This is a genomic window from Paenibacillus koleovorans NBRC 103111 (assembly GCF_004000845.1).
In the GTDB taxonomy this organism is placed as follows: Bacteria; Bacillota; Bacilli; order Paenibacillales; family NBRC-103111; genus Paenibacillus_AA; species Paenibacillus_AA koleovorans.
The window spans coordinates 12748-38648 of sequence record NZ_BIMA01000011.1; the positions used below are offsets into that span (position 1 = coordinate 12748).

Genomic DNA, 25901 nt, shown 5'->3' on the forward strand with positions numbered 1-25901 from the left:
GGATGTCAACGAAAAAACAGCCGAATGTGCTGCTGCTGTTCCCCGATTCGCATCGCGGCGATTGGATGCCGTATGATTCGGACACGCTGCAAGCAGCGGGACTCGAGCAGCTTGGCGGAAGAATGCCGAATATCCGCAAGCTGATGGACCGGGGAGTGACGTTTACCCATGCGGTGACGCCGGCCCCGCTCTGCGCGCCTGCGAGAGCTTGTCTCGCCGCCGGCGTTCGATACGAGCAGTGCGGGACGCCGAGCAACGAGGCGAACTTCCCGCTCGACAAACGAACGTTCTACTCGGTGCTGCGGGAAGCGGGTTATCGGGTTGGGGCCGTCGGCAAGTTCGACCTGCACAAGCCCGTGCACTGGTGGGGGTTGAACGGCTGGCTCGACGAACTGGAGACGCTCGGCTTCACGGACGGCATCGACAACGCCGGCAAAATCGACGCAGTCGTATCCGGCAAGGAAGAGCCGAAGGACCCGTACATGAAGTATTTGCATGACCGCGGGCTGGCGGAGCTGCACGTGCAGGACATGACGGGACGTCGCGGACACGGCACGGCTCCGACCGAGCTGCCCGAGGACGCGTACTGCGACAATTGGCTGACCTCTAATGGTCTTCAGCTGCTGTCGGAATTTCCGGCCGATCAGCCTTGGTTCTTGATGGTCAATTTCACGGGCCCGCATGGCCCTTGGGACATCACGAAGTCGATGAAGGAAGCGTGGGAGGGCGTACCGCTGCCGCTGCCGAATCGGTGGGACAAGGATACGGACGAGTTGGCGGTCGAGATTCGGCGCAATTACGCCGCCATGCTCGAGAACATCGACCGCAACATCGGGCTGCTGCTCGAGGAGATCGAACGCCGAGGCGAGCTGGACAACACGATCGTCATTTACACATCGGATCACGGCGAGATGCTCGGCGACTTCAACAGGTTCGGCAAATGCGTGCCGTACCGCGGCTCCGTCCATATCCCCCTCGTCGTCAGCGGGCCGGGCATGCGCGAAGGCGTGCTGACGCCGGCGCTCGTCGAGCTGCAGGATTTGGCCGCGACGATCGTCGAGTACGCCGATGCCGCGATGCCGGAAGCGGTAGGCTCGATGTCGCTCAAGCATGTATTGGAAGGCGGTACGGAGCAGGTGCGGACGTACCAGGTCGCGGGGTTGGATGCCGACGGAAGGCATACGAAGCATACATGGCGGATGATCGCGGACGACAGGTATAAGCTGCATTTGACCGATGGGGCGGAGCCGGAGCTGTACGACATCGCGGCCGACCCTTGGGAAAACCGAAACATCGCCGGGGAGCAGCCTGAGACGATGGAGCGACTGCAGCGTCTGGCAGTGGAGGGCTGAGGTCGGGATGAGCGAAGCGGCAGCTATTGTGCTTTATATGTCGGCGGACGGCGACGACAGCTGGTCGGGCGAGCAGGCGGAGCCGGGAGCATCCGGTGCGGCTTCCGGTGCGGGAGCGGAAGGTCCGCTACGTACGCTGGAAGCCGTCCAGGCGAAGCTGCGCAAGCTGGTGCGGCAGGCGGAAGGTGGCGGCTGTGTAGCCTTGTCCGATGTGACTGTACTCGTGCGCGGGGGTACTTACTTGCTCGGCAGCCCTGTCATTTTCACCAGAGAAGACTGGCCAAGTGAGGAGTTTACGCTCACAATCGAGGCTTACCCGGGGGAAACGCCGGTTTTCAGCTCGGGCGTCCCTGTAGGGGGCTGGAGGAGGCTGGAGACGGACGGAGCCGAGGGGGTCGCACTTGCCTCTTTGCCGCCAGAAGCAAGGGGCCATGTGTGGGTGACGGATGTGCCGGCCGAGCTGGCGGACCGGAAGTTCCGCACGTTGTACAAGGGAACAGCCTCGCTGCCCCGGGCTATCTCGCCGGGATTCAGACCGGAGCTGGAGCATGTGAATCACGGGGAGAACTGGGCGACCGACCCGAAGGACATCCTGCACTTCCCGCCCGGTGCAATGCGGAGCTATGCCAATCTCGAAGATGTGGAGCTGCTGATCCGGCCTACGTTTCAATGGCTGATCAATATTCTCCCGTTGAAATCCGTGGACGGGGAAGCCCGGATCGCGCGGACGGCTATCGACGGCACTTATCCGCTGAAGCAACTATACCGGCAGCCCCATCAGAAGACGACGTGCTGGGTGGAAAACGCGCTTGATTACCTCGATGCGCCCGGCGAATGGGTGCTCGATTCGGCCCGGCGCAAGCTGTACCTCTGGCCGCCGGACGGCGAAGTGCCCGGCGAAGACATCTATGCCGCGTCCTTGCGGGAGTTCATTCGCATCGAGGGTGACGCGGCGAACGAGACGCCGATCTGCGGCATCGATCTGCGGGGTCTTACGTTTACGCAAGGAGACCGGGATGTATGGACGGCGAAGGATGCCGGGCTGCAGCATGACTGGGACATGTTCGACAAGGACAATGCCATGGTGCGCCTGCGTTGGGCGGAGCGATGCAAGATCGAGCAATGCCGGTTCGTAAACAGCGGGAGTTCGGCTGTGAGACTCGATCTGTACGCGCAGCACAACCTCGTCGCCCGCAACGAGATCGTCCATATCGGCGGCACCGGTGTGCTGCTGTGCGGCTACGGCCCGGGGACGAAGGATGTGAACCGCGCGAATCGGGTGGAGCATAACCACATCCACCATTGTGGGGAACGGTTCTGGCACGCCCTGGGGATTTTCGTCTGGCAAAGCGGAGACAACGTCATCGCCCGCAACCGGATCCATAATACGCCGTACAGCGGGATCGCAATCAGCGGCGTGCGAGACATGCACCTGGCGTTCAAGCAGCTGCGGGAATGCTCCAGAACGATCCGGTGGGAGGAGCTTGGGGATTTGCCGGAGACGATTCGTCATTGGGAGGAATTCGTGCCGTATCTGCATGCTCGCCGCAATCGCGTAGAGTTCAACGAGCTGTACGCCGTCATGGAGAAGCTTGGGGACGGGAACGCGATCTACTTGTCCGGCGCCGGCGACGACAATGTCGTACACGGCAATTATATTCACGACGTGGTAGACTGCCATATGCAATCCGCCATTCGGACCGACGACTATCAGCGGCTGACGCGTATTACGGGCAACCTCATCTGCCGGTGCTGCGGCGGGGGCATTACGCTCAAACTTCTCAATTTCGTGGAGAACAACTTGATCGCCGATCTGCTGCCGGTTGAGGAGCCTGACGGGACCCTCACGCCCCCGAAGGGCTACCTGATGCTACGCAAAAGGCCGAGTGCCGGATCGACGATACAGCGGAACATTTTGTACAAGACGGCCCTGGAAGGCGACTTCTATTTGGAGGGACGGGGACCGGACGGCGAATGGGCGAAAAACTGCGAAACCGATCACAACCTGTACTGGTGCACGGCAGATCGGGGCGAGAGCGACGCCTTGCTGGAACGGAACCGAATGGACGGTATCGATGTCAATAGCATTAGCGCCGATCCGTTGTTCGTCGATGCGGCTGAGGGCGATTACAGGCTAACATCGAATTCTCCTGCTCTACGTGCGGGCTTCGTACCGATAGAGATAGGCGCTGTTTGGTTGAAGCAAGAGAACTAGAAGGAGGATCATACTTATGCGTCAAATGCCGGCTTATTTGCGGGACTACCGGGAGTTGTATGAGAAAAATCCGCGCGAAGCGAACTTGACCTGGTTTCGGCAGGCGGGGTATGGATTGTTCATGCACTATGGCCTGTATTCGATTCTCGGTTCGGAAAGCCGTGAGGACGAGAAAATCATGGAGTGGGTGCAGTATAATCGGAAAATTCCCGTCTCCGAGTACGCCAAGCTCAAGGACCGGTTCACGGCCGAAAACTTCGACGCCGACGCCATCGCTTCGTTCGCCAAGCAATGCGGCATGAAGTATATCAATCTGACGACGAGGCATCATGACAGCTTCTGTCTGTTCGAGACGCGGCATACCGACTTCAACAGCTTGAATTCGCCTGCGGGGCGTGACTTGATCCGTGAGTTGGCCGACGCTTGCGAGCGGCACGAGCTCGCGCTGTTCCTTTATTATTCGCATGGCCGGGATTGGAAGCATCCGCATGCGCCGAACAACGACGCCTGGGGCAGCGCCGCACGCCCGCAGTACGACCCGCCGGAGCCATCGTACAAGGTAGGCGAAGAGCATAACCTCGACGAGTATGTAGAGTTCATGAAGGCGCAGGTACGCGAGCTGCTCACCCAGTATCCGACGGCGGCCGGCATATGGCTGGACGGGCTTGGCGTGCTGCTGTCGGGCGACCATGAGTCGTTCAAGACGGAGGAGCTCTATGAGCTCATCCGCGAGCTGTCGCCTCATGCGCTCGTTTCTTACAAGCAGGGGCTGTTCGGAACGGAGGATTATTTTGCCCCGGAGCATAAGGTGCCGAAGAAGGAGAACGAAGCGGGCGAGGATTATCAGAAGCATACGAATCGGCTCGGTAAAATCGAGGAGCACAAGGAGAAGCTGGTCGAGGTGTGCACGACGATGATCAAAAATCCGGTTTCTTGGGGCTATAAGGCGAAGGCGGTCCATCTGACGGAAGAAGAAGTGTGGGAAAAGCTGACGCAGGCTCGGGACAACCGGTATAATTTGCTGCTGAATATCGGGGTGATGGGGGACGGCGGGTTGGATCCGATCGACGTGGAAGTGCTGCTGCGGGTCGGGCGACGGCTGGCGGGCAGCGTATCCGCAACGTAGATCAGGCTGCGTTCAGTTGAAGCGGTAGGTATGTGCGAAGCCCGGCTCCTCGAACTCGAAGGAACCGGGATTTTTAATGTAAAAAAACCTAGTTTTCATATCGAAATTATGGTAGTTTAAAATCAGGCAATCATTGGTCGGCAGCAGTGCGGGTTATTGGAATTGATCTTTCGATGAGGGGCCACTATAATTTAGATAGAGTGGAAGCGGTTTCACAAAGGAGCGCGTCAGTTGAAAATTAAACTACGCAGAACATTTTCGAGCTTGCTTGTCTCATACCTGGTTACCATGGTGTTCACAGTCTCGATCGGGATTGTGACTTATTACGGAGCGCTGCGAGAAATCGAGAAGGATGCCGCGGACTTGAACCTGAGCTTGCTCCGTCAAAGCAGCGAGGCGATCGACGCCCGTCTGAACGAAGTGGAGAGCCTCGTGGACCAGTTGAGCTTTCATCCGAAGATCAATGCGTTTCTAAGCATTACGGACGTGGACGGCGAAGAAGAGAACGATCATTATAAAGCGATCGATACGTGGAGATACATTCAATCGTATCAATTTATGAGCAACTTTATTTACAATTTCTACATCAGCTTCATCAACAGTCAGATCATTATGTCGCCCAAGGATATGTCCTACCGGATGCAAATGTATTACGAGGAGTCGCTGAACTACGTTGGCATGCCTTATGCCGAGTGGCAGTCGGAGTTCATGGGCCGCTTCCACAACGGAGAGTATTTGCCTGCGCAAAAAATTATTATCAACGGGAAAACGAATGCCTTCATTACTTATTTGCAGACGGTTCCGCTCGGGTTCCGGACGAATTTCAGAGGGACGCTGATCGTGCTTATCCCGGAGAGGGAGGTTCACTCGCTGCTCAGCCGACTCAACATTCAGGAGGGCGGATGGTCGGTCATCTCCGATGCGAGCGGCAAGACGATCACTTCCATTACGGACGGCAATCGGCAGATCGATATGACCGGCCTGCGCAAGGACGGCTTGTCGGGCATCGTGCAGCAGCAGGTGAACGGCGAGGACATGCTTGTCAGCTACTACACGTCCCCTTCCACCAAGTGGGAGTATGTCTCGGCGGTTCCGATCCGCGTCGTGATGAAGAAGGCGGACTATATTCGGAAGACGAACACTTATATTTTGTCCGTCGGGCTCGTGATCGGGATGATCATCGCGATCTTCTTCGCCTATCGGAACTGGAAGCCGATCAAGACTCTCGAGCACTCGATCTCCCGGCTTATGCACAGCAACGCCGAGCTCCATACCGAGCTCGAGAAGCAGGCGCCGCTGCTGCGGGCGGCTTTCTTCGACAGGCTGTTCCGCGGGGAGTTCAACGACGCGCAGGAGGTTCGGTCGGCGCTGGACGACGTTGGCATTGCGCCCGGGGGGAATCGGTTTGCGGTTGCCGTGCTGCGGCTGGAGGAGCTTGAGGATTCGGACGTTCCGGAGCCGATGGAGTCGCTGAAGGTGAAGCGCGTCCTGGTGAAGGACGCGCTTCGGGGAATCGTCGGCGACACCGGCTTTATCCACGATCTGCGGCAGGATCAGATGGCGGTGCTGTTCTGCGTTACCGAGGCCGAACCCGAGGCTGGGCGGGCCTATATCGACGAAGCGATTGCGAGAGCCGGCGAGGAGTCGAACCGGGTGCCCGGGCTCCGGGTGCTGATCGGCATCGGCGGGCTGTACGACGAGCTGCTGGACGTGTACCGCTCGTATAACGAGGCGGTCAAGGCGCAGGAGCTCGTCGACATCCAGCGCGGCGAGAGCTGGCTCCGGTACGATCAACTGCCGAACACCAGCACCGGCTACTACTATCCGCTCGAGATCGAGCAGCGGATTATGAACTTGGTGAGGTCCGGCAACGAGGCGGAGACGCGCAAGCTGCTGGCGGACGTTCACCATGAATCCGTGACGCTGCGGAATGCTTCGCCCGACATGCTGAAGCTGCTCGTGTTCGATTTGTCCGCGACGGTGTGCAAGCTGATCCACGACGTCGCGCCTAGCCAGCCGCCGGACCGCGCCGTCGGGCAGCATGAGGAGTTCCTCGAGCGCATCGGCTCGAAGTCGTCGTTCCAGGACGCGTACGCGCATATTAGCCAGACGCTCGTCGGGCTGTGCCAGGCAGTCAGCGGGCAGAAGAAGAGCCACAATGTGGAGCTGAAGGACAGCATCATCGAGTTTATCGAGGAGAATTACCAGGACGGGAACTTGGGACTCGCGCATGTGGCCGACCGGTTCGGCATCAGCGAGGTGTACTTATCGCAGTTTTTCAAGGAGCAGACCGGCGAGAACTTCTCCAGCTACATGGAGAGCAAACGGATGCAGCGTGCCCGCGAGCTGCTATCGCTGACGGACCTGACGGTCGACGAGATTTCGAAGCTGGTCGGTTACTTCAACTCAAACACGTTCTACAAAGCGTTCAAGCGTATAGAAGGTGTCAGTCCCGGCACGTTCCGGAACAAGTTCCGGGCGTGAAGGCGCGGCGTGGTGCGAGTTGCGAGTGGTAGCAGGTGCACGGGTGCCGCGGTCTTGCAAACGTAACTCCCCTTCTCCCCCGTGTCACCTTTAAGCCGAATTGTACGGTTTTGGCCAAGTGAATCCGGTGCTGGAAGGGTGAAACAGTCGGCTGCGGGCGATGTAGAGACTGATTTGGGCGTAAGCGCTAGTCCTAGTCCGATGGCAGCAGTTTTGGTGGCGGAAATGCGGGGGACGTAAGGTGCGTGGTGCAGAGTACAGAGTGCAGAGTACAGAGTGCAGGGTGTGCTGGATACCAAGGTTCTCAATTTGAGAACCAAATTTCGCAATCAGCCGCTCGTTCGGCCAATCTACTCAGTCCGAAGCAATGAAGCGGATTTGTACGGTTTGGCCGAGTTACTCGGGTGCGGGAGGGTGACTTGGAGCAGAATTGTGCGGTTTGAATGAGTTACTCGGGTGCAGGAACGTAGCTTGGAGCAGAATTGCACGGTTTGGCCGAGCAACTCCAGCATAGCGTGTAACTCCGCATCCAATCGGCCCTTCCCTCACCCGACGGTCGAATGAATACGATATTTCGCATTCATTCAAGCAATTTCTCCGCAAACTCCACTCACCCAAATCCCCGTATTTGCACCTAATCCCGTTTTATGCAGCCGCCCGCCCCGATCCAATCCACCCCATCCACACCCATACAACCGGTGTTCTTAAGCATTTCCATCCTTCCATTTACATTCCACATTCGGTTTCCTAAATATATCCACGAGGCCAGCGAGCTTACAGTATAAGCCGGCCCGCCCCCGCCTGTATACTTCCTCTTGTAAGCGCAGCGGCACTCACAGGGAATAGCTGCGCCGAAGGAGGCGAACCGGCACCACTATAACCATCCCCGAATGATAGATAAAAATTCCTTCGGAGAGAGCTGGAAAGGCAGCCGTGCGAGTCAGAAGGGAGAGGAGAAACTTAATGAAAATCAGCGGCAAAGTTTGGCGACAAACTTGCTGCACCCTATGGGGAGCGGGACTTACAATCGCAGCCTCCATCGGCCTTTTAATGATCGGGGCGGACAAGGCGCAAGCGACGGTACAAGCAACTTACTACGTGTCCCCGTCGGGAGCGACACAAATCCCGGCACATTGGCGCAGCCGTTGTCGCTTCCCTGTACACGGCCAACAAGAAAATTACGCTCACGCAAAATCAACGATGGGCTTACTTAGACGACTTGAAGAAAGGCTCTCGCTACTTTGTCCAAGGGGCGATCGAGCTGCTGGACGCGCCGGGTGAATTTTACCTCGACAAGGCTGCCGGCTATCTGTACTACTACGCGCGTGACGGCGCAATCAGCAGCCAGGAGATCATCGCGCCCAAGGTAGACAAGGTCATCTTGTTCCATGGCAGCACGAACACGACCCGCGTCCACAACATCCAGCTCGACGGCCTCACCGTCATGGTGTCCAACAGCACATACGCCGACCTGAACGGCGGCAACACCGGCAACATCGACCTCATCAACGCCGAGGACATCACGATCAAGAACAGCCAGATCAATCTGGCTTCCGCCTCCAATGGCATCTCCATGCCGCCGAACGACGGGCAACCAAGCCCCGTCAAGTCGAGAGTCATCGACAACTTGATTTACGGCAACTACTTCCACGACGTAGGCGACAGCGGCGTCCGCATCACTGGCATCGCCAACACATCCGACTACACCCACATGAACAACGTCGTATCCAACAACTGGATCGACGACATCGCCCGGATCGCCACGAACGGCGCCGGCATCTATTTCGCCAACGCTGCTTACGCGGAAGCGTCCTACAACAAAGTGACGAACGCCGTGCATTACGGCATCCAAGTCAAAGGGCAGCAAATGGACGGAAGTGCCGGCCACCATCGAGGGCATCACGGTCACCCCGCAAAATCAGTACAATTTCAATCCGGGCCGGTACAACTTGAACAAATTCAACGACATCTCCAAGGTCAACCAAGATACGCAGGACACCGGCATTCTGAAGACCGGCGGAGTCGTATACGCGATGCTCGCAACAACCGCCTGTACGACAGCGGTCGCTTCGGCTTGCAAAAAGGGCTGTACCTAGCTTAGTCCAGATCGAGGATTAAGAGGCACCCGAGAAAAATCCGATTTGAGAGGGGTATGAACGAATGTCCACCACTGCAAGACTTTCCAAGTCCGGTTCCAAGTCCGGTATGATTTACGCTGGGGCTGCGATCGCATTCGCGCTGGCCATCCTGTGGGCGCTCCTTGACGCTTCTCCGGCGCATGCCGCCGTTCAGGCGACCTATTACGTCTCTCCGAGCGGAAGCGATACGAATCCAGGGACCTTGTCCCAGCCGTTCAAGACGATAACGAAAGCACGAGACGTCGTCGACACGATCAACAACAACATGACGGGCGATATCATCGTCTACCTGCGTGCAGGCGATTATTTTGTGGACACGACCATCGTCTTCGACGAATCGGATTCCGGGACGAACGGCTACAACGTCATTTACAAAAACTACGACGCGGCCGGCAGCGCCCGTATTATCGGCGGCCAGAAGCTGACAGGCTGGACACTGCACAGCGGCAACATTTACAAAACGACGGTAGGAACGGGCTGGTCCTTCGATGCCCTATTCGAGAACGGGGTTGCGGCGAAAATCGCAAGACATCCGAACACCGGCTACAAAAAAATCCAAAACGCCGACTCCTCCCAGCCGATGAAGGCGTTCAACTATTACAGCGGCGATATCCCGTCGATCTCCGACCTCAGCAGCCTGCAAGTGTATGTGTGGCCGGGCGCGCACAACTGGGCGAACGAAATTCTCCCGATTCAGTCGATCAACACGAGCAACCGGAAGATCACCTTGACCGAGAACCAGCGTTGGCCTTATTTGGATACGCTGAAGAAAGGCTCTCGTTATTTCATTCAAGGCGCGATGCAGCTGCTGGACGCTCAAGGCGAATTTTTCCTCGACAAAACGGCCGGTATCCTCTACTACTACCCGCAGAATACGCCGATCAACAGCCAGGAAATTTTCGCGCCGAAGGTGGATAAGATTTTCCTGTTCAACGGCAGCTCCAACACGAGCCTGGTAAAGAACATTACGATCGACGGTCTGACCGTCATGGTATCGAACAGCACGTACCAGGACATGACGACCGGCGGGAAAACGGGCAACATCGTGCTGATCAACGCCGAAGCCATCACAGTCAAAAATTCGCGTATCCTGCACTCCAATTCCAGCGGCATCTCGATGCCTCCGACGGATCTCCAGTCGACACCGGTCAAATCCCGCGGGGCCAACATCCTCATCTATGGCAACTACATCCATAACGTCGGCGATTCCGGAGTCAAAATCGCGGGTACGCCCAATACCGCCAACTACATGCAGACGCATCCCATCGTTTCCAACAATGAAATCGATAAAATCGCGCGAATCAACGCCAACGGAGCGGGCGTACAATTTTCCAACGTTTCGTTCGGCGAAATTTCCTACAATCAGATCACGAATGCAATTCACTACGGCATCGAGGTCAAGGGCAGCAAGTGGACCAACATGCCGGCGGTCATCGAAGGAACGACGGTCACGACGGCGAACCAGTACAATTTCAATCCGGGGCGCTACAATGTCGTCAAGTTCAACGACGTGTCCAAGGCGAACCTGGATACGCAAGACACCGGCATGATCAAGACGGGCGGCGTTTACCAGACGACGATCGACAACAACCGCCTGCACAACAGCGGCAACTTCGGCTTGCAGAAAGGGCTCTACCTGGACGACGTCTCCGACTACAATACGGTCACGAACAATATCGTCTACGGCCTTAAGGGCTCCACGAAAATTACGTACAATGTCAAAGGGATCGGCAACCTGATCCAGAACAACATTGCCGACGGGACGGGCGGCGCCAAAGCGGTGCAGTTGAACGTCATCGGCGATCAGCCGACGCGCAACAACACGTTCCTGAACAACATCTACTTCAAGTATCGCGTGTTCTACAACTTCTCTTCCTGGTCCAACAACCGGGTGCAGCAGTCGGACTACAACTTCTTCTACAGCACGACCGGCACGCGGACGATGGCGGGCATTCCGGGCGCCGACACTTACACCAACTGGCGCACCTTGTTCAGCAACAAGTTCGACCAGCACTCCTCGACGGCGAACCCGCTGTTCGTCGACGCGGCGAACCACGACTACACGCTGCAGCCGACCTCGCCGGCGCTGACCAAGGGCTTCGTGCAGATCGACCAGGCCAGCATTGGTCTGAAAGGCGACTACATCTACGCCGATACCGGGGCGGATCTGCTCGTGGAGACGAACGTGGTTGAGCCGGATCCGGACCCGTCCTTCGCGGAAGATTTCGAGCGCGGCTTCGGCAACTGGCAATCGTCGTTCGGCACGCCTACGGCCAGCACGACGCAAGCGCATAACGGCACGACCAGCTTCCTGCCGAACGAGGACCGAGACGAGATTTATCATTTGATGGACAATGAGACATACGGCGTGCTGAAGCTTTGGTTCTATGACAACGCCGCCGACAACAGCATGAAGGTGAGGGCGAGAGTGTCCAGCTCATCGGTAGAAGAGAACGCGATGATCGGGGTCGTCACCTACAATTCCACCAACAAGTATTCTTACCTGGTCGATTACAACACTTGGATCACCTCATCCGTCACCCGCACGACCGGCTGGCATGAATTCAAGTTCGACCTGTCCTCAGGCACGGATTGCAAGCTGTATATCGACGGGGTTTTGATTGGGACGACAGACATCATGACCTCCTTTGACGGCATTTACCTGGGCGACAATGCCGCCGACGGCTATACGGGGAACGTGTACTTCGACGACGTGCAATTGTTCGATATTTTCGAGCAGTATGAGGAGTAAGCGCGGTGTGTAGAGGAATGTAGTAAGGCAGAGGGAGACCGTTGGAGCTTTGGCTCCGGCGGTCTTTTTAGCGTCCGCCCCACCCCATTTCGCCACCGATTCCTAAAATTATCAAGCTCGCTGAACAGGTTCCTGTATTTTTGCCGCGGACGGCCATGGTACGCTTCATCTAAACGTATGCGCTTACATCCCACACCCTGGAGGTTGCCAATGACAAAACCCGTCGACAAACCGAATATCCTTTGGATTTTTTCCGATCAACATCGCCCGCATGCCATAAGCTGCTACGGGGATAAGAACATTCGGACGCCGAACATGGACCGGCTGGCGGAGGAGGGCATCCGCTTCAACTGCGCCTACTCCAACACCCCGATCTGCTCCCCGTTCCGGGCTTCGCTCTACACCGGAAAATACATCACCAGCCACGGTGTCGTTTCGCTGCATGTGCCCCCAAACCCGGGACAGCGTATGCTGGCGCAGGAGCTGCAGGATTACGGCTACCACACGTCGCATATGGGCAAATGGCATATTTCCGGAGGAGCGGCGCCTAGCCATTTCGTCTCTCCGTATTTCCGTCCCGGCTGGAACGACTGGTTAGGCTTCGAGTGCTCCAATCGGCCATGGGAAACGATGTATTCGACCGGCACGGCCCCGACGCCGCATAAAACGATGAAAGGCTTTCAGACCGATGTGCTGACGGACTTCACCGTAGATTGGATTCACAGCCGCGCGGGCAACCCGACTCCCTGGTTCCATGTCGTGTCCATCGAGCCCCCGCATCCGCCGCACACGGCGCCGGAGCCGTATATGGAGATGTTCCGCGACCGGGAGCTGACGCTAAGGCCGAACGTGCCGCTCGATCATCCCGAGCTGGAGCAATGGAAGGACTATTTGCGCGCCTACTATGCTCAAATCGCCAACCTCGACCACAACATCGGCCGCATGCTGAACGCGCTGGAAGAGACGGGGCAGCTCGACAATACGATCCTTTTCTATTTCGCCGACCACGGAGATATGATGGGCAGCCATGGCAAACGGGGAAAAACGCAGCCCGAGGTGGAGTCCAGCCAAATTCCGCTTCTCATCCGGTACCCGAAGCAAATCCCGGCCGGTCAAGTGTCGGATGGGCTGATCAGCGGTGTCGATCTGATGCCTACGTTGCTCGGGCTGATCGGGGCCCCAATCCCGTCATACGTAGAAGGCTCGGACCTCAGTGAAACGGTGCGAGGTCTGCAAGCGGAAGGGGCGAAGAGCGTAGTGCTGCAGTTTGAGAAAAACTTTTGGGCGGAAGATCCTGTGAAAACGTTCCGGACGCTGGTGGAGGCGGAGTGGTTTTACACCGTTTATTTGCTGAAAGGGCCGACGCAGCTGTTTCACATGAAGGAAGATCCGTATCAAATGAACAACTTGATCGACGATCCGGCTTATGCAGAGGTGAAAGCGCGGATGGATGCGGCGTTAAGAGAGCGGCTAAGCGAGCTGGGGGATGATTTCTTCTTGCGACTGCAGGCCTTGGAAGCTCGGGAGGCTGAGGTGCGATGAGCAAACCTAAACCTAATGTGGTGTTCGTCATCACGGACGATCAAGGCTACGGGGACCTCGGCTGCGCAGGCAATCCGATCATCCGGACGCCGCATATCGACCGGCTTCACGCAGAGAGCGTGCGGTTCACCGACTTCCATGTCGGTCCGACATGCGCCCCGACCCGCGCCGGGTTGATGACCGGCCATTACCACAACAGCACGGGCGTCTGGCACACGATCGGCGGCCGCTCGCTGCTGCGTAAGGATGAGATCAGCTTGGCCGATGTGTTCAGCGCGAACGGATATCGGACCGGCATCTTCGGCAAATGGCATCTCGGCGACAACTATCCGTACCGGCCTCACGACCGGGGCTTTCAAGAGGCGGTCGTCCATGGAGGCGGCGGCATCGGCAACACCCCGGATTATTGGGGGAATGACTATTTCGACGATACGTATTTCGATCGCGGGTCGCCTCGCCGTTTCGAGGGCTATTGCACCGACGTCTGGTTCCGGTTGGGGCTGGACTTTATCGAGCGCCATCGCGACGAACCGTTCTTCTGTTACATCCCGACGAATGCGCCGCATTCGCCTTTCCAGGTTGAGGAGCGGTATGTCGAGCCGTATCGGGGGCAAGTACCGGAGAACCGGGCGCGCTTCTATGGCATGATCACGAACATCGACGAGAATGTCGGGGGGCTGCGCCGCAGGCTGGAGGAGCTGGGGCTGGCGGACAATACGATCTTCGTGTTCATGACAGACAACGGCACGGCGACCGGCTGTGAGGTGGATGAAGAGAAATTCGTGATGAACGGCTACAACTTCGGGATGCGGGGCAAAAAGAACACACCCTATGAAGGCGGACACCGGGTGCCATTCTTCCTTCATTGGCCGGCCGGCGGCTATTCGGTCGGCAAGGATGTAAGCGAGCTGACGGCGAACGTCGATTTCTTGCCGACGCTTGCCGAGCTGTGCGGGCTGGAGTTGCCTGCGGCGCTCCAGCCCGACGGGGTATGTGTGGTGCCGCTGATGCTTTCGGGGGAGCCGAAGTGGGAGGAACGAGCCGTCGTCACCGACTCGCAGCGCATCCCGCAGCCGATCAAATGGCGGATGAGTGCGGTCATGCGAGGCAAGTGGCGGCTCATCAACGGCAAGGAGCTGTACCGGGTCGATGCCGATCCGGAGCAGCGGGACGATCTGGCGGCGATTTACCCGCAGATGGTCGAGCTGCTGCGCAGCGATTATGACATGTGGTGGGACAAAGTGTCGGCCAAGTTCGACGAGGACATCCCGATCCACATCGGCAGCCCGCGGGAGCCGGTCACGCTGTTGTCGCCGCACGACTGGCGGGGCGATGTCGGCGAGTGCGCCTGGCACCAGACGCATATACGCGGCGCGAAAGTATGCAACAGCTATCTGGAGCTGTTCGTGGAGCAGTCCGGACGGTACGCGTTCGAGCTGCGCCGCTGGCCGCGGGAGGAGGACCGCGCTTTTGCGGAAGGCATTCCCGGCGAGCTCGGTCCCTACAGCGGCGGCGTGGCCGTACCGGTGACGAAGGCGGCGATCCGGATTCGCTCGGAGTATGCGGAAGCGCACATAGCTGGGGATGAAAGGCAGATCACCTTCGAGCTGGAGCTCGAGGAAGGTCCGGCGCATCTGCAAACATACATGGAAGCAGGGGACGGTACGGTCCGAGGGGTGTATTATGTGTACGTGAGGAAATTGTAAAGGGCGTTCCCCGGTTCGAGATCGACCTCCCGCTATGCTATAATGGACGAGACTACAAGGCGGGAGGGAAATCTAATGACCACGAACAACTCGGCGGTGCTTCACAACGGCGTGACAATGCCATGGCTCGGACTAGGGGTATGGAAAATGACGGATGAGCAGCAGCTGATCCGAGCCGTCCATGCGGCGGTCGAAGCCGGTTACCGCAGCATAGATACGGCGGCAGCTTATCGCAACGAAGAGGCGGTCGGCGAGGCGATCCGCACTTGCGGCATTGCGCGGGAGGAGCTGTTCATCACCTCCAAAGTGTGGAACGGCGACCAAGGCTACGACTCGACGCTGCAGGCGTTCGACGCGAGCATGGACAAGCTCGGAATCGATGTGATGGATCTGTACCTCATCCACTGGCCGGTGAAAGGCAAGTACAAGGACACTTGGAGGGCGATCGAGAAGCTGTACGCCGACGGCCGCATTCGGGCGATCGGGGTCAGCAACTTCCATGTGCATCACTTCGAGGACTTGCTCACCGAAGCGACAATCGTGCCGATGGTCGACCAAGTCGAGCTGCATCCGCGGTTGTCTCAAGAGCCGCTTCGCGAGTATTGCCGCGCGAACAACATCCAGATCGAAGCGTGGAGCCCGCTCATGCAAGGCCGCGAGCTGCTCGAGCTGCCGCTGCTGGCCGAGATCGGCGCCCGCTACGGCAAGTCGGCTGCGCAAGTCATCCTGCGCTGGGACATCCAGAGCGGCATCGTCACGATTCCGAAGTCGGTGACCCCGGAGCGTATCCGCGAGAACGCCGCGATTTTCGATTTTGAGCTAAGTACGGAAGACATGGCCGCGATCAACGCGCTTAACGAAAACCGTCGCATCGGCTCGGATCCGGACAATTTCAATTTCTAAGCTGCTTGGATGCATACGATAGCCCCTCGCCGGTGAACGGTGAGGGGCTTTTTGTCTTGTTTGCGGCGTAGCCGATCCGGTGGAAGTGTCGATGGCTTATTCGATGTCCGCGCAAATGCGCAGGTTGGATTTCCTTGACAAGCTGAGCATAGGGCGAGCAAAATCAAATTGTATTGGGTTTAGTAAGGAGAGCTTGTCCAACCTGCATTTGGGAGGATTACATGGAAAAGAGTACTGTAGAAGGCTTAAGAATCACAAGCACAGCGCCGGCATCGATGGCGGTTGTCGTGCAGCCGGGACAATGGCGGCGCGCAGACGGCACCACAATGGCGATCGAGGAGCCTGTCCGGCTCCCGATTCGTTCCGCCGGTCAGCGCTTGCTGCATCGACAGGCGTACAAGATCAAAGGGCAAGCGGAACGCTCTCCTGCCGGCTGGAACGGGGAAAATATTCGCGGCAGTGGGGGTGACCCTTATCAGCGCATGGTCCCAGGTACGCTTAGCGTGTACAATGCGGACCGCACCGTGCTGTACACGGCCGACAGGGATTATGTGCACGACTATTACTGGGGCACGATCAAACGGCATCCGCAGGGACGAATCGAGAACGGCGACAAGCTGTCGCTCGATTATGCGGTGTGGCTGTGCCGCTATGATGCGGTCGTACTGACCGATGAGGGGCGGTTGGTTGTGGTAGAAGGCAACGAGGAGGCGCCCGAGTCGCGAGAGCTGATGCTGCCGGAGCCGCCTCTAGTAAGGGATGGTCTCGTCCTGGCGCATGTGTTCGTTGCATGGGGAACCGACGCGATTTATGACGGCGGGAGTCGTGTGAGAGGAAACTCGTCAGTCGGGGACTCCGTTGCGGAGGAGATGCCCCGGCTGACGGGACGTTACGAGGATACCGAATGCAGAACATACTGCGTCGAGGTAGTGGAAGGGAATCCGCAAGCAACTTTCGTACGAATAGGGGCAACCGGTGAAGATTACGGCCTTGGAGTTTCCTTGCAGGCGGATACGATGAGATGGTCGGAACCGTTCGCTTGGGAGACGGGCTCTCCTCTCCCGTTATGGTTGAATTCGGCCTATGGCCACCATATAGATTGGGGCCTCGCGCTGGATTGGGCTCTAATGGAGCGTGCATCGCTGCCTGTTGGTCGCCGTTTCGAAGTGGAAGCCGTACCGGAGCTGATTTTCGATCTCCGCTTCTTGGAGAAGAGGGAGCCGGTCGAATCGATCCCGGTCGAGCGCGGGGAAGGGCTCGGGAGCGTCATCGACAAGTTTCGGGCGGGTAGCGAACCGTTGCGCATCGCTTTCTTCGGCGAGAGCACGACGCGCTCCGGCCATTGGCCGTATCAGGTGATTCGCGGGTTGAAGCAGCTGTACCCGGCCACGCGGATTTTCAGCTCGAATGTAGCTGTGGGAGGCGAGTCTTCCACCAGGGGACGTTTTCGCATGGACGAGGAAGTGCTTCCATTAAACCCGGATTTGACCTTTGTCGAATATATGATCAACGATTCCTGCACCGGCGACTTGACGGCTATACGGGAATCCATGAGCGAGATTGTGGAACGACTGCAGGCCGGCGGTTCCCATGTCGTGATTCTTTCGCATAACGGCATGAACCCGCTTTTCTGGGAAAAAGGAAACTCCGGCAACTACATGCGGTTCCATCGCTTGTACCGTGAATTAGCGGAGCAATACCGGTGCTCCTTCATTGGCGGATACGCTTATTTTCATAGGCTTCACGAGTACGGCAAACATTACCTCACCGAACTGAAGGGGAATATGGTGAACCACCCGTATGGGAATGTGGATGCGGAGTGGGGACCGTTCGACGAGGCGACGAGCTCCGCGATCATGAGGTTGTTCGGAGAGTCCGATTGAAGAGGAGGAGCGGAAGCATTGTTACTTGCTTACTCGACCTGAGGTCGATCCCGCTAGGATCGGCGTAACCGGCAACTCGGGCGGGGGCACGCAGACCGCCATGGTGATGATCTGCGATCCGAGAGTGGCGACAGCCGCTCCAGCCACCTTCATTATGAACCGGCGTATTTACTTGTGGTCGGGCCAGCCCCAGGCAGGGCGGGAGCGGTGCGAGACGAATCCGCGAATCACGCCGCAGGGGATTTGGAACGGCTTGAGCGTCGACAGTCTGATCTGGTGGAGCCAGCCCGGGATTGTGGGACACGGGTTGCTGTTCCGGCAGTGCCGGGCGACGGCAGAGAACCAGCCGTTGATTCTTGCCGTATGGGATGGCGGCACTCGCTGCCTCCGGCCGCATGCCGACTGGATCTCGCGAGCTTGCGCCAAAGGCAGAGCGGTGCTGGTGCTTGACGTCACGGGTGCCGGAGCGCTAACGCCGAACGCGATCAACGGCTTCGATCTGCGCGGTCCATTCGGATGGCTAGATTCGAGGAGGAGAGCGACCGTATGCCGCAGGTAGCGGAATGGGTCCGCAGCCGCTACTACGACAACTACGATTTTACAGGTCTGATTTTGCCGGGAATTCTGAAGGTTTTGAATTCGGAAGAGGTCTGATTGACGAACGGAATCGGGTACGGCTGGCATTGACTTCCTTTCCATGCATTCGCTATGATTTGGACAGAAGCGGAAGGAGGACGGTTTATGTTTTTAACTCGATTCAGTCTTAGAAATCCGATTGCCATCTTGATCCTGGTCATCCTGGTGGCGGTCGGCGGGGCCTATTCGGCTACCCAATTCAAACAGGAATCGATGCCGGACATCGCCATTCCGTATTTATTCGTCACCGCGCTGTACCCGGGCGCCACGCCGCAAGAGGTGCAGAACGAAGTGGCGCTGCCGCTCGAGCAAGCCTTGAAGCAGGTGGAAGGAGTGCAGGTGCTCGAATCGACATCAGCCAGCAACGTCGTCACGATCAACATGCAATTCTCCTTCAGCGCCGATCTGGACGAGAAGGCGGAGCGCATCGAGGAAGTGTTGAACGGAATCCGGTTGCCGCAGGGCGTAGAGAAGCCGGTACTGAACAAAATCACGCTGGCCAGCGGTCCGATGATGTACACGGCGGTGACGGCGAAGCCCGGAACCTCGGTGCAGGAGCTGCAGCAGCTCGTTCAGGGCAGCATTCTGCCGTCGCTTCAAGGTATCGATGGGATCGGCAAGGTGCAGACCGCCGGGCTGGCTTCGGAAAATTTGTACATTCGGCTCAAGGCCGGGGCGATGGCGGAAAAAGGCGTCTCGTACATGCAGATCAGCCAAGTGCTGCAAGCGGTCAACGTAACGTTGCCTGTTGGCTCCGCGACGATCGGCAAAGTGGAACAAAATGTGCTGATTACCGGCCGGGTTCATACGATCGAGGAGCTGAGGCAGCTCGCCGTCTCGGCGAATCCGCCCGTCCTGCTGCAGGATGTAGCCGAGATCACGCGCGGTTCATCCGTACCGGAGACGATCTCACGGGTGCAGGGCGAGCCTAGTGTGGCGATCAATATTATCAAGAACAGCGACGCCAACTCGGTCGATGTGTCGGATCAGGTGATGGAGAAGCTGGAAGCGGCCGTTAAGGGGAATGAAAAGGTGTCTCTTGACGTTGTCTACGACTCCGCCGACGACATCAAACGGTCCGTGAACAGCATGGCGCGGGAAGGGCTGCTGGGCGCTTTGTTCGCTTCCATCCTGATCTTGCTGTTCCTGCGGAACTTGCGGGCGACGCTCATCGCGATCGTCTCGATTCCGCTCTCCATCGCTATGGCGATGGCGCTGCTGCATACGTTCAGCGACGTGACGCTGAATATTATGACGCTCGGCGGCATGGCGGTCGCCGTCGGCCGCGTCGTTGACGACAGCATCGTCGTCATCGAGAATATCGTGCGGCGCATCCAGACAGCCAAACCGACGAAGGAGCTCATGCTGGACGCTACCCGCGAGGTGGCCGGAGCGATTACATCCTCGACATTGACGACGATCGCCGTGTTCGCGCCGCTCGGTTTGGTGAGCGGGCTGATCGGCAAAGTATTCGCGCCTTTCGCGCTCACGGTTGTCTTCTCGCTGCTCGCCTCGCTGCTCGTCGCCGTGACGGTCGTGCCGCTGATGGCGCTCGGGCTGATGCGCTACAGCCGGCGCGGCGTAGGAGGAGCAGGAGCGGAGCATACGGAAGACGGGGACACTGCGCTGAGCCGCGGGTATAAGAAGCTGCTGCGCTGGTCGCTCAACCACAAGATCGTCGTCGTACTGCTGTCGCTCGTCGTGTTGGCGGCCTCCTTTATTCTCGCGCCGATGGCAGGCATGACTTTTATTCCGGAGCAGAAAGAGAAGTTCGTCATGATGACGCTCACGATGCCGAAGGGCACGGGGGTAAACACGGTTGACGAGCGGGTGCAGGCGATGGACCGGCGTCTCCGCGAGCTGGGGCATGTGAAGCTGTCGCAGGTCACCTCCGGCAGTCCGAAGGGCGAGTTCGATCCGATGACGTATACGGCGGGGGCGTCCAATAAGGCGACTTGGATCGTCAGCTTGGACGAGGAAGCGGATGTGACGGCGTTCATCAAGGACCGCAAGCGAGAGCTCGATCCGAAGATCGAAGGGGCTACTCTCGACATCCAGGAGCTCACAGGCGGGCCTGGCGGGCAAGGCGTGTACATCATCGTGACGGGACCGACGCCGGAGGCGATCCGGCAAGCGACGCTCCGCATCACGGAGGTCGTGCAAAGCATCGAAGGGACCGACGGCGTACGCAATACGCTGCTCGACGATCTGAAGAGCGTGGAGCTGAAGGTTCGTCCCGCCGATGCGCTGAAATACGGATTGACGACCGCTCAAGCCTGGAGCTTGCTGCGGCCGCTGCTGAACGAAGAGAAGGTCGGCAAGCTGGGCGACGGCAAGCGGACGAGCGACATTTACTTGACGGTCGAGGGCGTGTCGCGGAATTCGCTCGAAGATATCGCGGCTCTTCCGCTGTTGTCACCTGCTGGGTTGACCTTTACGGTGCGCGATATCGCCGACGTCCGAGAAGTGAAGCAGTTGAGCGCTTTGCAGCTGCGCAACGGCGCAGACTTCGCCGCAGTGCTCGGCAACATCATCGATAAGGATGCAGGCAAAGTAAACTCGGCGCTTGAGGCGAGGCTGGACGCGCTTGAGCTTCCGGCCGGTACGGATTACCTGATCGAAGGGGCGAACAAACAGATCGAGGACATGCTGAACGACATGTTCATGGCGATGGCCGTGGCTGTAGGCATGGTGTACATCGTTATGGTCGTCGCCTTCGGCGGAGGCAAGGCGCCGTTCGCGATCCTGTTCTCGCTGCCGTTCGCCGTGACCGGCGCCTTGGCGGGGACACTCATCGCAGGCGAGCCGATCTCGATCGCGAGTTTGATCGGCATCCTGATGCTAATCGGCATCGTCGTGACGAATGCGATCGTCCTCGTCGACCGCGTGCAGACGAATGTGCGCCAAGGGCAGCGCATTCGCGACGCGCTGCTCGAGGCGGGCGGGACGCGGCTGCGGCCGATTCTAATGACCGCGATCGCCACGATCTGCGCCTTGCTGCCGCTGGCGCTGGAGCTCGGAGAAGGCGGTGCGCTCATCTCGAAGGGGCTGGCCGTCGTCGTCATCGGCGGGCTCGTCACTTCGACACTGTTGACGCTTTTGATCGTGCCGATTATGTACGAGGCGCTGCACTACAAGCAAGTGCGGAGGGAAAGGCGCGGCGGCCGTCGGTTGTTCAAGGTCGAGGAAGAGTAGGCTAGGCGACAGCTGAAGTTAGAGCTGAAGTTAGAGCTGGAGCTAGGGTTGCCGGGCGAGCCAGTACTCCATGACGGCATCCACATGGATCTGCATCGTGTCGAAGGACGGGATGGAGAGGGAGTCCTCTTGGACGATAAGCGGGAACTCGGTACAGCCTAAGATGATGCCCTCAATCCCGTGCTTCTCTTGAAGCTGGGCGATAATCGTATACACCCGGGAGATCGTCTCCTCCTTGAACTGCTCCAGCGCGAGCTCCTTGTCGATGGCATGCTGCAGGAACAGTCGGTCCTCGTAGGGAGGGATGAACACTTCCATACCGGCTTCGCGAAGCGGGGTATGATAAAACCCATGCTCCATCGTGAAAATGGTGCCTAGCAGCCCGACCCGACCCAGGTTCACTTGCCGGACGGCTTCGCAGGTCGCTCGGGCGATGCTGATCAGCGGCAGGGACGCTTTGCGCTGGATGGCGTCGAAATGCATGTGAGGCGTATTGGAAGCCAGGATGGCGAAGTCGCAGCCCGCGGCGGCCAGGTTGGTTATGGAAGCGCACAAGTAGTCGATCACGTCGTTCGCGTCCCCCGCTCTGGTAAGCGCCTGGACTTTGGATAGATCGATCATATCAAGCGTCATCTCAGGGATGCTGCCGGTGATTCCTCTGTCGTATAGAGCTCGCACAAGCAAGCGGTAATACTCAATATTCGAAGCGAGCGTGAAGCCGACGATTCCGAGTTTTTTCATTGCGTTGGATGCCTCCCTAACTTAATCTGACTTCATTGTATCGCATCATTGGAAAAAAAGACCACCCGCCGTGCCATTAAGGTACCTCGAGTGGTCTTAATTTTATGTTATTTGGTAGAGGCGTCCATTGGAAGGGAGCTGACGGTCGCCACTTGGGCAGAGCCTGCGCCGCTTGCCGCACTGCCGCCGATTTCCCTTGCTTCGCCGCCGGTCTTTATGCGCTTCAGAGGCCACCAGTTCGCTTCGCCGAATAGCATGGCGATCGCCGGTACGACGAGCCCCATGAACACGGTCGTATACAACCCGAGTCCGATCACGATGCCGGCGCCGATCTGCACGAGCGTGGTCACGCCCGAGTACATGAAGGCGGCGAACGTGCCGCCCATGATGACCGCGGCCGAGATGATGACGCCTCCGGTTGTGGTCATCGCCTTGGTCATTGCCGGAATGACGCCGCCCGGACGATACTCTTCCTTGAAGCGAGCCATCAGGAAGATGCTGTAGTCGACCCCTAGCGCCACGATCATCAGAAAGACGAAGAACGACACCGTCCACGATAACCCAGGGTAGCCGAGCAGCTGGACGAACAGGAACTCGATGATGCCCATCGTAATCAAGTAATTGAACGCCAGCGATATTAAAATGTAAAGCGGCGCTAGGATAGAGCGGAGCAGAAGCGCCAGCACGAGATAGATGCCTAGCAGCACGAGCACGCCCGTGCGGATGAAATCGTCGTTCGAGATGCGGTCCAGCTCGTGGTACTGGGCCGTCGTACCGGCCAGCTTCACATCGGCGTCGACGATCGCCGAACCGTGGAAGCTTTGTGCGATCGTCCGACGCAATTCGTCCATCGCATCCATCGCTTCCTTCGAATACGGATGGCTGCTCAGGATGATCTCGAGCTTGGTGATTTTGCCGTCCGGCGACATGTACACCTCGAGCGAGCGCTTGAAGTCCGGCGAGTCGAGCACGTCGGCGGGCAGGTGCCAGCCGGCGATCTGCTTGCCGGCTTCGCGCGAGATCGTCTGCTGTGCGGCGCCGATCTGCCCCAGGCCGTCGGCCGCTTGACGCAGGCCGGCGACGCCGTCGCCGAGGCCGCGCTCGAGCTGGCCGAGGCCCGTCTGCAGCCGCCCGATGCCGTCGGCGGCTTGCCCCTGCCCGTCGGCGAGCTGGCCGAGGCCGGCGCCGATCTGGTTGACCGCGGGGGAGAGCGCCCCCGCGCCTTGGGTGAGCGCGCCGAGCCCGCCGCTCAGCTGGGGCAGCGCCCCCGCCAGGCCCAGCTGCTTCTGCAGCAGGGCTTGGTAGGCGGGGTCATCGCCCAGCGCGGGGTTCGCCTCGGCGAGCCGCGCCAGGTCGTCGCCCATCGAGGCGACGGTCGTTTCCGCCTGCGCGGCGCCCTGCTGCGTCGCAGCCAGCCCCGAGCGCAGCTCGGTCAAGCCGCCGCCGACTTGGCGCAGCCCTTGCTGCGCGTCGCGGGTGCTCGCGGCCATCTGCGTCAGGCCGCTTCCCAGCTCGGCGAGCGGCGCCGTGCCTTGCTGCAGCTCGGTGCGTGCCGCGCCGAAGCCGTCCGCGACCTGCTGAACGCCTTGGCGAACGTCGCCAATCGCCTGCGTCGTCTTGGCGAGCTGGTCGGGCACCGTCAGCTCGCCGATCTGCTGGCCGAGCGGGCGCGTCGCGCTGCGCACCTCGGCGACATGCGCCGCCTTGGCGACTATGGCGCTGCTCGCCTCGATCGCGGCCAGCGCTTCCGGCGTCCGCATCGAGGCGGCGGACGTGATCGTCGCCGTCACCGGGAACACCTCGCCCGCGCCGAACTTCTCCTTCACCGTGTTGAAGCCTTGCACGGAGCCGGCGTTCGGATTGATCTCGGCGATATCGTCGAACGACCGCTTGCCGTGGAACATCATCACGAGCGGCACGGCGATCAGCACGGTCGTCAGGAGCACGGCTAGCGGGCGTCGCGCGGATAAGGCCGCCATACGGCCCCACAGCTTCGACTCGCCGTGGCCTTGACCTGGCTTGACCCGGACGGGCCAGAACATCTTCGGCCCGAGCAGGATGAGCAGCGCCGGCGTCAACGTCAAACCGGCCAGCAAGGTCACGAGCATCCCGAGCGAGACGCCGACAGCCGACTGGTACATGCCGAATTGGGCGAAGCCGATCAAGAAGAAAGCGATCAGGACGGTGCTGGCTGAGAAAATGACCGTTTTGCCCACGGTCCGCATCGTTCGTACGAGCGCTTCAACCCGGTCATGTCCGTGGCTGAGCTCCTCGCGGAAGCGCTGAATGAGCAGGATGCAGTAGTCCGTCCCGGCTCCGAAGAGGACCGCGATGAGGAACGACTCCGTGAACGAGGAGACGGGCATGCCCATGTCGGCGGCGACGCCTACGAGCGTGCGGGAGACGAGATACGACAGCGCGATCGTGAACAAAGGAATGAGCGGTGCGATCGGCGACCGGAACACGATCAGCAGGATGGCGAGCACGAGTACGACGGTCAACATTTCCGTCTTCTTGAGCCCTTCCTCGCTTGATTTCTGGAAGTCGGTCGAGATCGGCGCGCTGCCCGTCAGCTCGGCGGTAATGCCGGCAGGCAACCCTTCCTCGAGCGTCTCGCGAATGACGTCCAGATTTTCTTGGGTCGTCGGAGCGTTGTCCGGCTTGGCGAAGTCGATCAAGGTCAGCAAAGTCGTCTTATCCTTGCTCTCCAGCTTCTGCGCGAGCTCCGGCATCTCGAACAGCGAGGTGACGCCGACGATTTCGAGCGCCTCGCGCTGAGTGTTCAGTTGCTTGATTTTACCTTGCAGCCATTGCCGGTCGCCTTCCTGTATGCCGCCTTCGCGATGCAGGACGATGACGGCGTTCGAGCGCGACTTGTTGTCGGGGTTGATCTGGTTGGCAATGTTCATCGCCTGCATCGAATCGGCGTCGGCCGGAATGAACTTCGCTTCCGTCTGCCGGATGATTTGCGTTAGATCGGGCAGGATGCCGGCTTGCGCGGAAGCCATCAAGCCTCCGGCCAAGACGATCCAGCCGAGCACGATGAACCAACGGGCTTTGGCAAGTGTGCGGATCCATTTTTCCAACAAAGTAAGTCCTCCTATCCATGTATGTAGCTTCTCTAGTTTCACTTATACTATAAAAATGACCGTTGGTCAATATTTTATACAAGCTGTTTTTGTGTTACAATGTAAACGCTGTATTACTGTTATTACAACGTGCGGAGGA

Annotated in this window: 14 protein-coding genes; 12 read left to right on the plus strand and 2 right to left on the minus strand. The window is 58.8% G+C overall.

The window, feature by feature from the left end; all coding sequences use genetic code 11:
* Nucleotides 1–2: 2 nt before the first annotated feature.
* From PKO02S_RS05455 to PKO02S_RS05510, 12 genes are all read left to right on the plus strand, one after another.
* Nucleotides 3–1352 (plus strand): sulfatase family protein, encoded by a 1350-nt coding sequence (locus PKO02S_RS05455; protein ID WP_127580088.1) that lies wholly within the window; start codon nucleotides 3–5, stop codon nucleotides 1350–1352.
* A 7-nt stretch (nucleotides 1353–1359) separates the two neighbouring features.
* Nucleotides 1360–3567: a right-handed parallel beta-helix repeat-containing protein gene (locus tag PKO02S_RS05460; RefSeq protein ID WP_164821308.1), complete on the plus strand. Its 2208-nt coding sequence runs from the start codon at nucleotides 1360–1362 to the stop codon at nucleotides 3565–3567.
* A gap of 16 nt (nucleotides 3568–3583) precedes the next feature.
* Nucleotides 3584–4693: an alpha-L-fucosidase gene (locus tag PKO02S_RS05465; RefSeq protein WP_127580090.1), complete on the plus strand. Its 1110-nt coding sequence runs from the start codon at nucleotides 3584–3586 to the stop codon at nucleotides 4691–4693.
* A gap of 231 nt (nucleotides 4694–4924) precedes the next feature.
* Nucleotides 4925–7177, plus strand: a complete 2253-nt coding sequence (locus PKO02S_RS05470) for a helix-turn-helix domain-containing protein (RefSeq protein ID WP_127580091.1) — start codon at nucleotides 4925–4927, stop codon at nucleotides 7175–7177.
* A 1219-nt stretch (nucleotides 7178–8396) separates the two neighbouring features.
* A complete protein-coding gene (locus PKO02S_RS05475; RefSeq protein ID WP_127580092.1) occupies nucleotides 8397–9278 on the plus strand; it encodes a right-handed parallel beta-helix repeat-containing protein in 882 nt (293 codons plus the stop codon).
* Nucleotides 9279–9337: 59 nt separating this feature from the next.
* Nucleotides 9338–12067: a right-handed parallel beta-helix repeat-containing protein gene (locus PKO02S_RS05480; protein WP_127580093.1), complete on the plus strand. Its 2730-nt coding sequence runs from the start codon at nucleotides 9338–9340 to the stop codon at nucleotides 12065–12067.
* A gap of 210 nt (nucleotides 12068–12277) precedes the next feature.
* Entirely contained in the window at nucleotides 12278–13609 is a 1332-nt protein-coding gene (locus tag PKO02S_RS05485; protein WP_164821309.1) for a sulfatase-like hydrolase/transferase, read from the plus strand.
* A complete protein-coding gene (locus PKO02S_RS05490) occupies nucleotides 13606–15315 on the plus strand; it encodes an arylsulfatase (RefSeq protein ID WP_127580095.1) in 1710 nt (569 codons plus the stop codon). Before PKO02S_RS05485 ends, PKO02S_RS05490 begins: the two co-directional genes overlap by 4 nt.
* A gap of 75 nt (nucleotides 15316–15390) precedes the next feature.
* Complete coding sequence (locus PKO02S_RS05495; protein ID WP_127580096.1) at nucleotides 15391–16218, plus strand: aldo/keto reductase; 828 nt, start codon at nucleotides 15391–15393, stop codon at nucleotides 16216–16218.
* Nucleotides 16219–16439: 221 nt separating this feature from the next.
* The gene (locus PKO02S_RS05500) at nucleotides 16440–18101 is read left to right on the plus strand and encodes an SGNH/GDSL hydrolase family protein (RefSeq protein ID WP_127580097.1); all 1662 of its coding nucleotides are present in this window, start codon (nucleotides 16440–16442) and stop codon (nucleotides 18099–18101) included.
* Between the two features lie 25 nt (nucleotides 18102–18126).
* Complete coding sequence (locus PKO02S_RS05505) at nucleotides 18127–18660, plus strand: hypothetical protein (protein WP_127580098.1); 534 nt, start codon at nucleotides 18127–18129, stop codon at nucleotides 18658–18660.
* A 182-nt stretch (nucleotides 18661–18842) separates the two neighbouring features.
* Nucleotides 18843–21932 (plus strand): efflux RND transporter permease subunit, encoded by a 3090-nt coding sequence (locus PKO02S_RS05510; RefSeq protein WP_127580099.1) that lies wholly within the window; start codon nucleotides 18843–18845, stop codon nucleotides 21930–21932.
* A gap of 42 nt (nucleotides 21933–21974) precedes the next feature.
* Here PKO02S_RS05510 and PKO02S_RS05515 read toward each other — a convergent pair whose 3' ends face one another.
* Both PKO02S_RS05515 and PKO02S_RS05520 read right to left on the minus strand, forming a co-directional pair.
* Entirely contained in the window at nucleotides 21975–22673 is a 699-nt protein-coding gene (locus tag PKO02S_RS05515) for an aspartate/glutamate racemase family protein (protein ID WP_127580100.1), read from the minus strand.
* 107 nt (nucleotides 22674–22780) lie between these two features.
* Nucleotides 22781–25759: an MMPL family transporter gene (locus PKO02S_RS05520; protein WP_127580101.1), complete on the minus strand. Its 2979-nt coding sequence runs from the start codon at nucleotides 25757–25759 to the stop codon at nucleotides 22781–22783.
* Nucleotides 25760–25901 lie beyond the last annotated feature (142 nt).

What these genes read in the sequence shown, in the direction of transcription:
- PKO02S_RS05455 (WP_127580088.1), top strand. Translation starts at nt 3, where the DNA reads ATGTCAACGAAAAAACAGCCGAATGTGCTGCTGCTGTTCCCCGATTCG.
- PKO02S_RS05460 (WP_164821308.1), top strand. Translation starts at nt 1,360, where the DNA reads ATGAGCGAAGCGGCAGCTATTGTGCTTTATATGTCGGCGGACGGCGAC.
- PKO02S_RS05465 (WP_127580090.1), top strand. Translation starts at nt 3,584, where the DNA reads ATGCGTCAAATGCCGGCTTATTTGCGGGACTACCGGGAGTTGTATGAG.
- PKO02S_RS05480 (WP_127580093.1), top strand. Translation starts at nt 9,338, where the DNA reads ATGTCCACCACTGCAAGACTTTCCAAGTCCGGTTCCAAGTCCGGTATG.
- PKO02S_RS05485 (WP_164821309.1), top strand. Translation starts at nt 12,278, where the DNA reads ATGACAAAACCCGTCGACAAACCGAATATCCTTTGGATTTTTTCCGAT.
- PKO02S_RS05490 (WP_127580095.1), top strand. Translation starts at nt 13,606, where the DNA reads ATGAGCAAACCTAAACCTAATGTGGTGTTCGTCATCACGGACGATCAA.
- PKO02S_RS05495 (WP_127580096.1), top strand. Translation starts at nt 15,391, where the DNA reads ATGACCACGAACAACTCGGCGGTGCTTCACAACGGCGTGACAATGCCA.
- PKO02S_RS05500 (WP_127580097.1), top strand. Translation starts at nt 16,440, where the DNA reads ATGGAAAAGAGTACTGTAGAAGGCTTAAGAATCACAAGCACAGCGCCG.
- PKO02S_RS05510 (WP_127580099.1), top strand. Translation starts at nt 18,843, where the DNA reads ATGTTTTTAACTCGATTCAGTCTTAGAAATCCGATTGCCATCTTGATC.
- PKO02S_RS05515 (WP_127580100.1), bottom strand. Translation starts at nt 22,673, where the DNA reads ATGAAAAAACTCGGAATCGTCGGCTTCACGCTCGCTTCGAATATTGAG.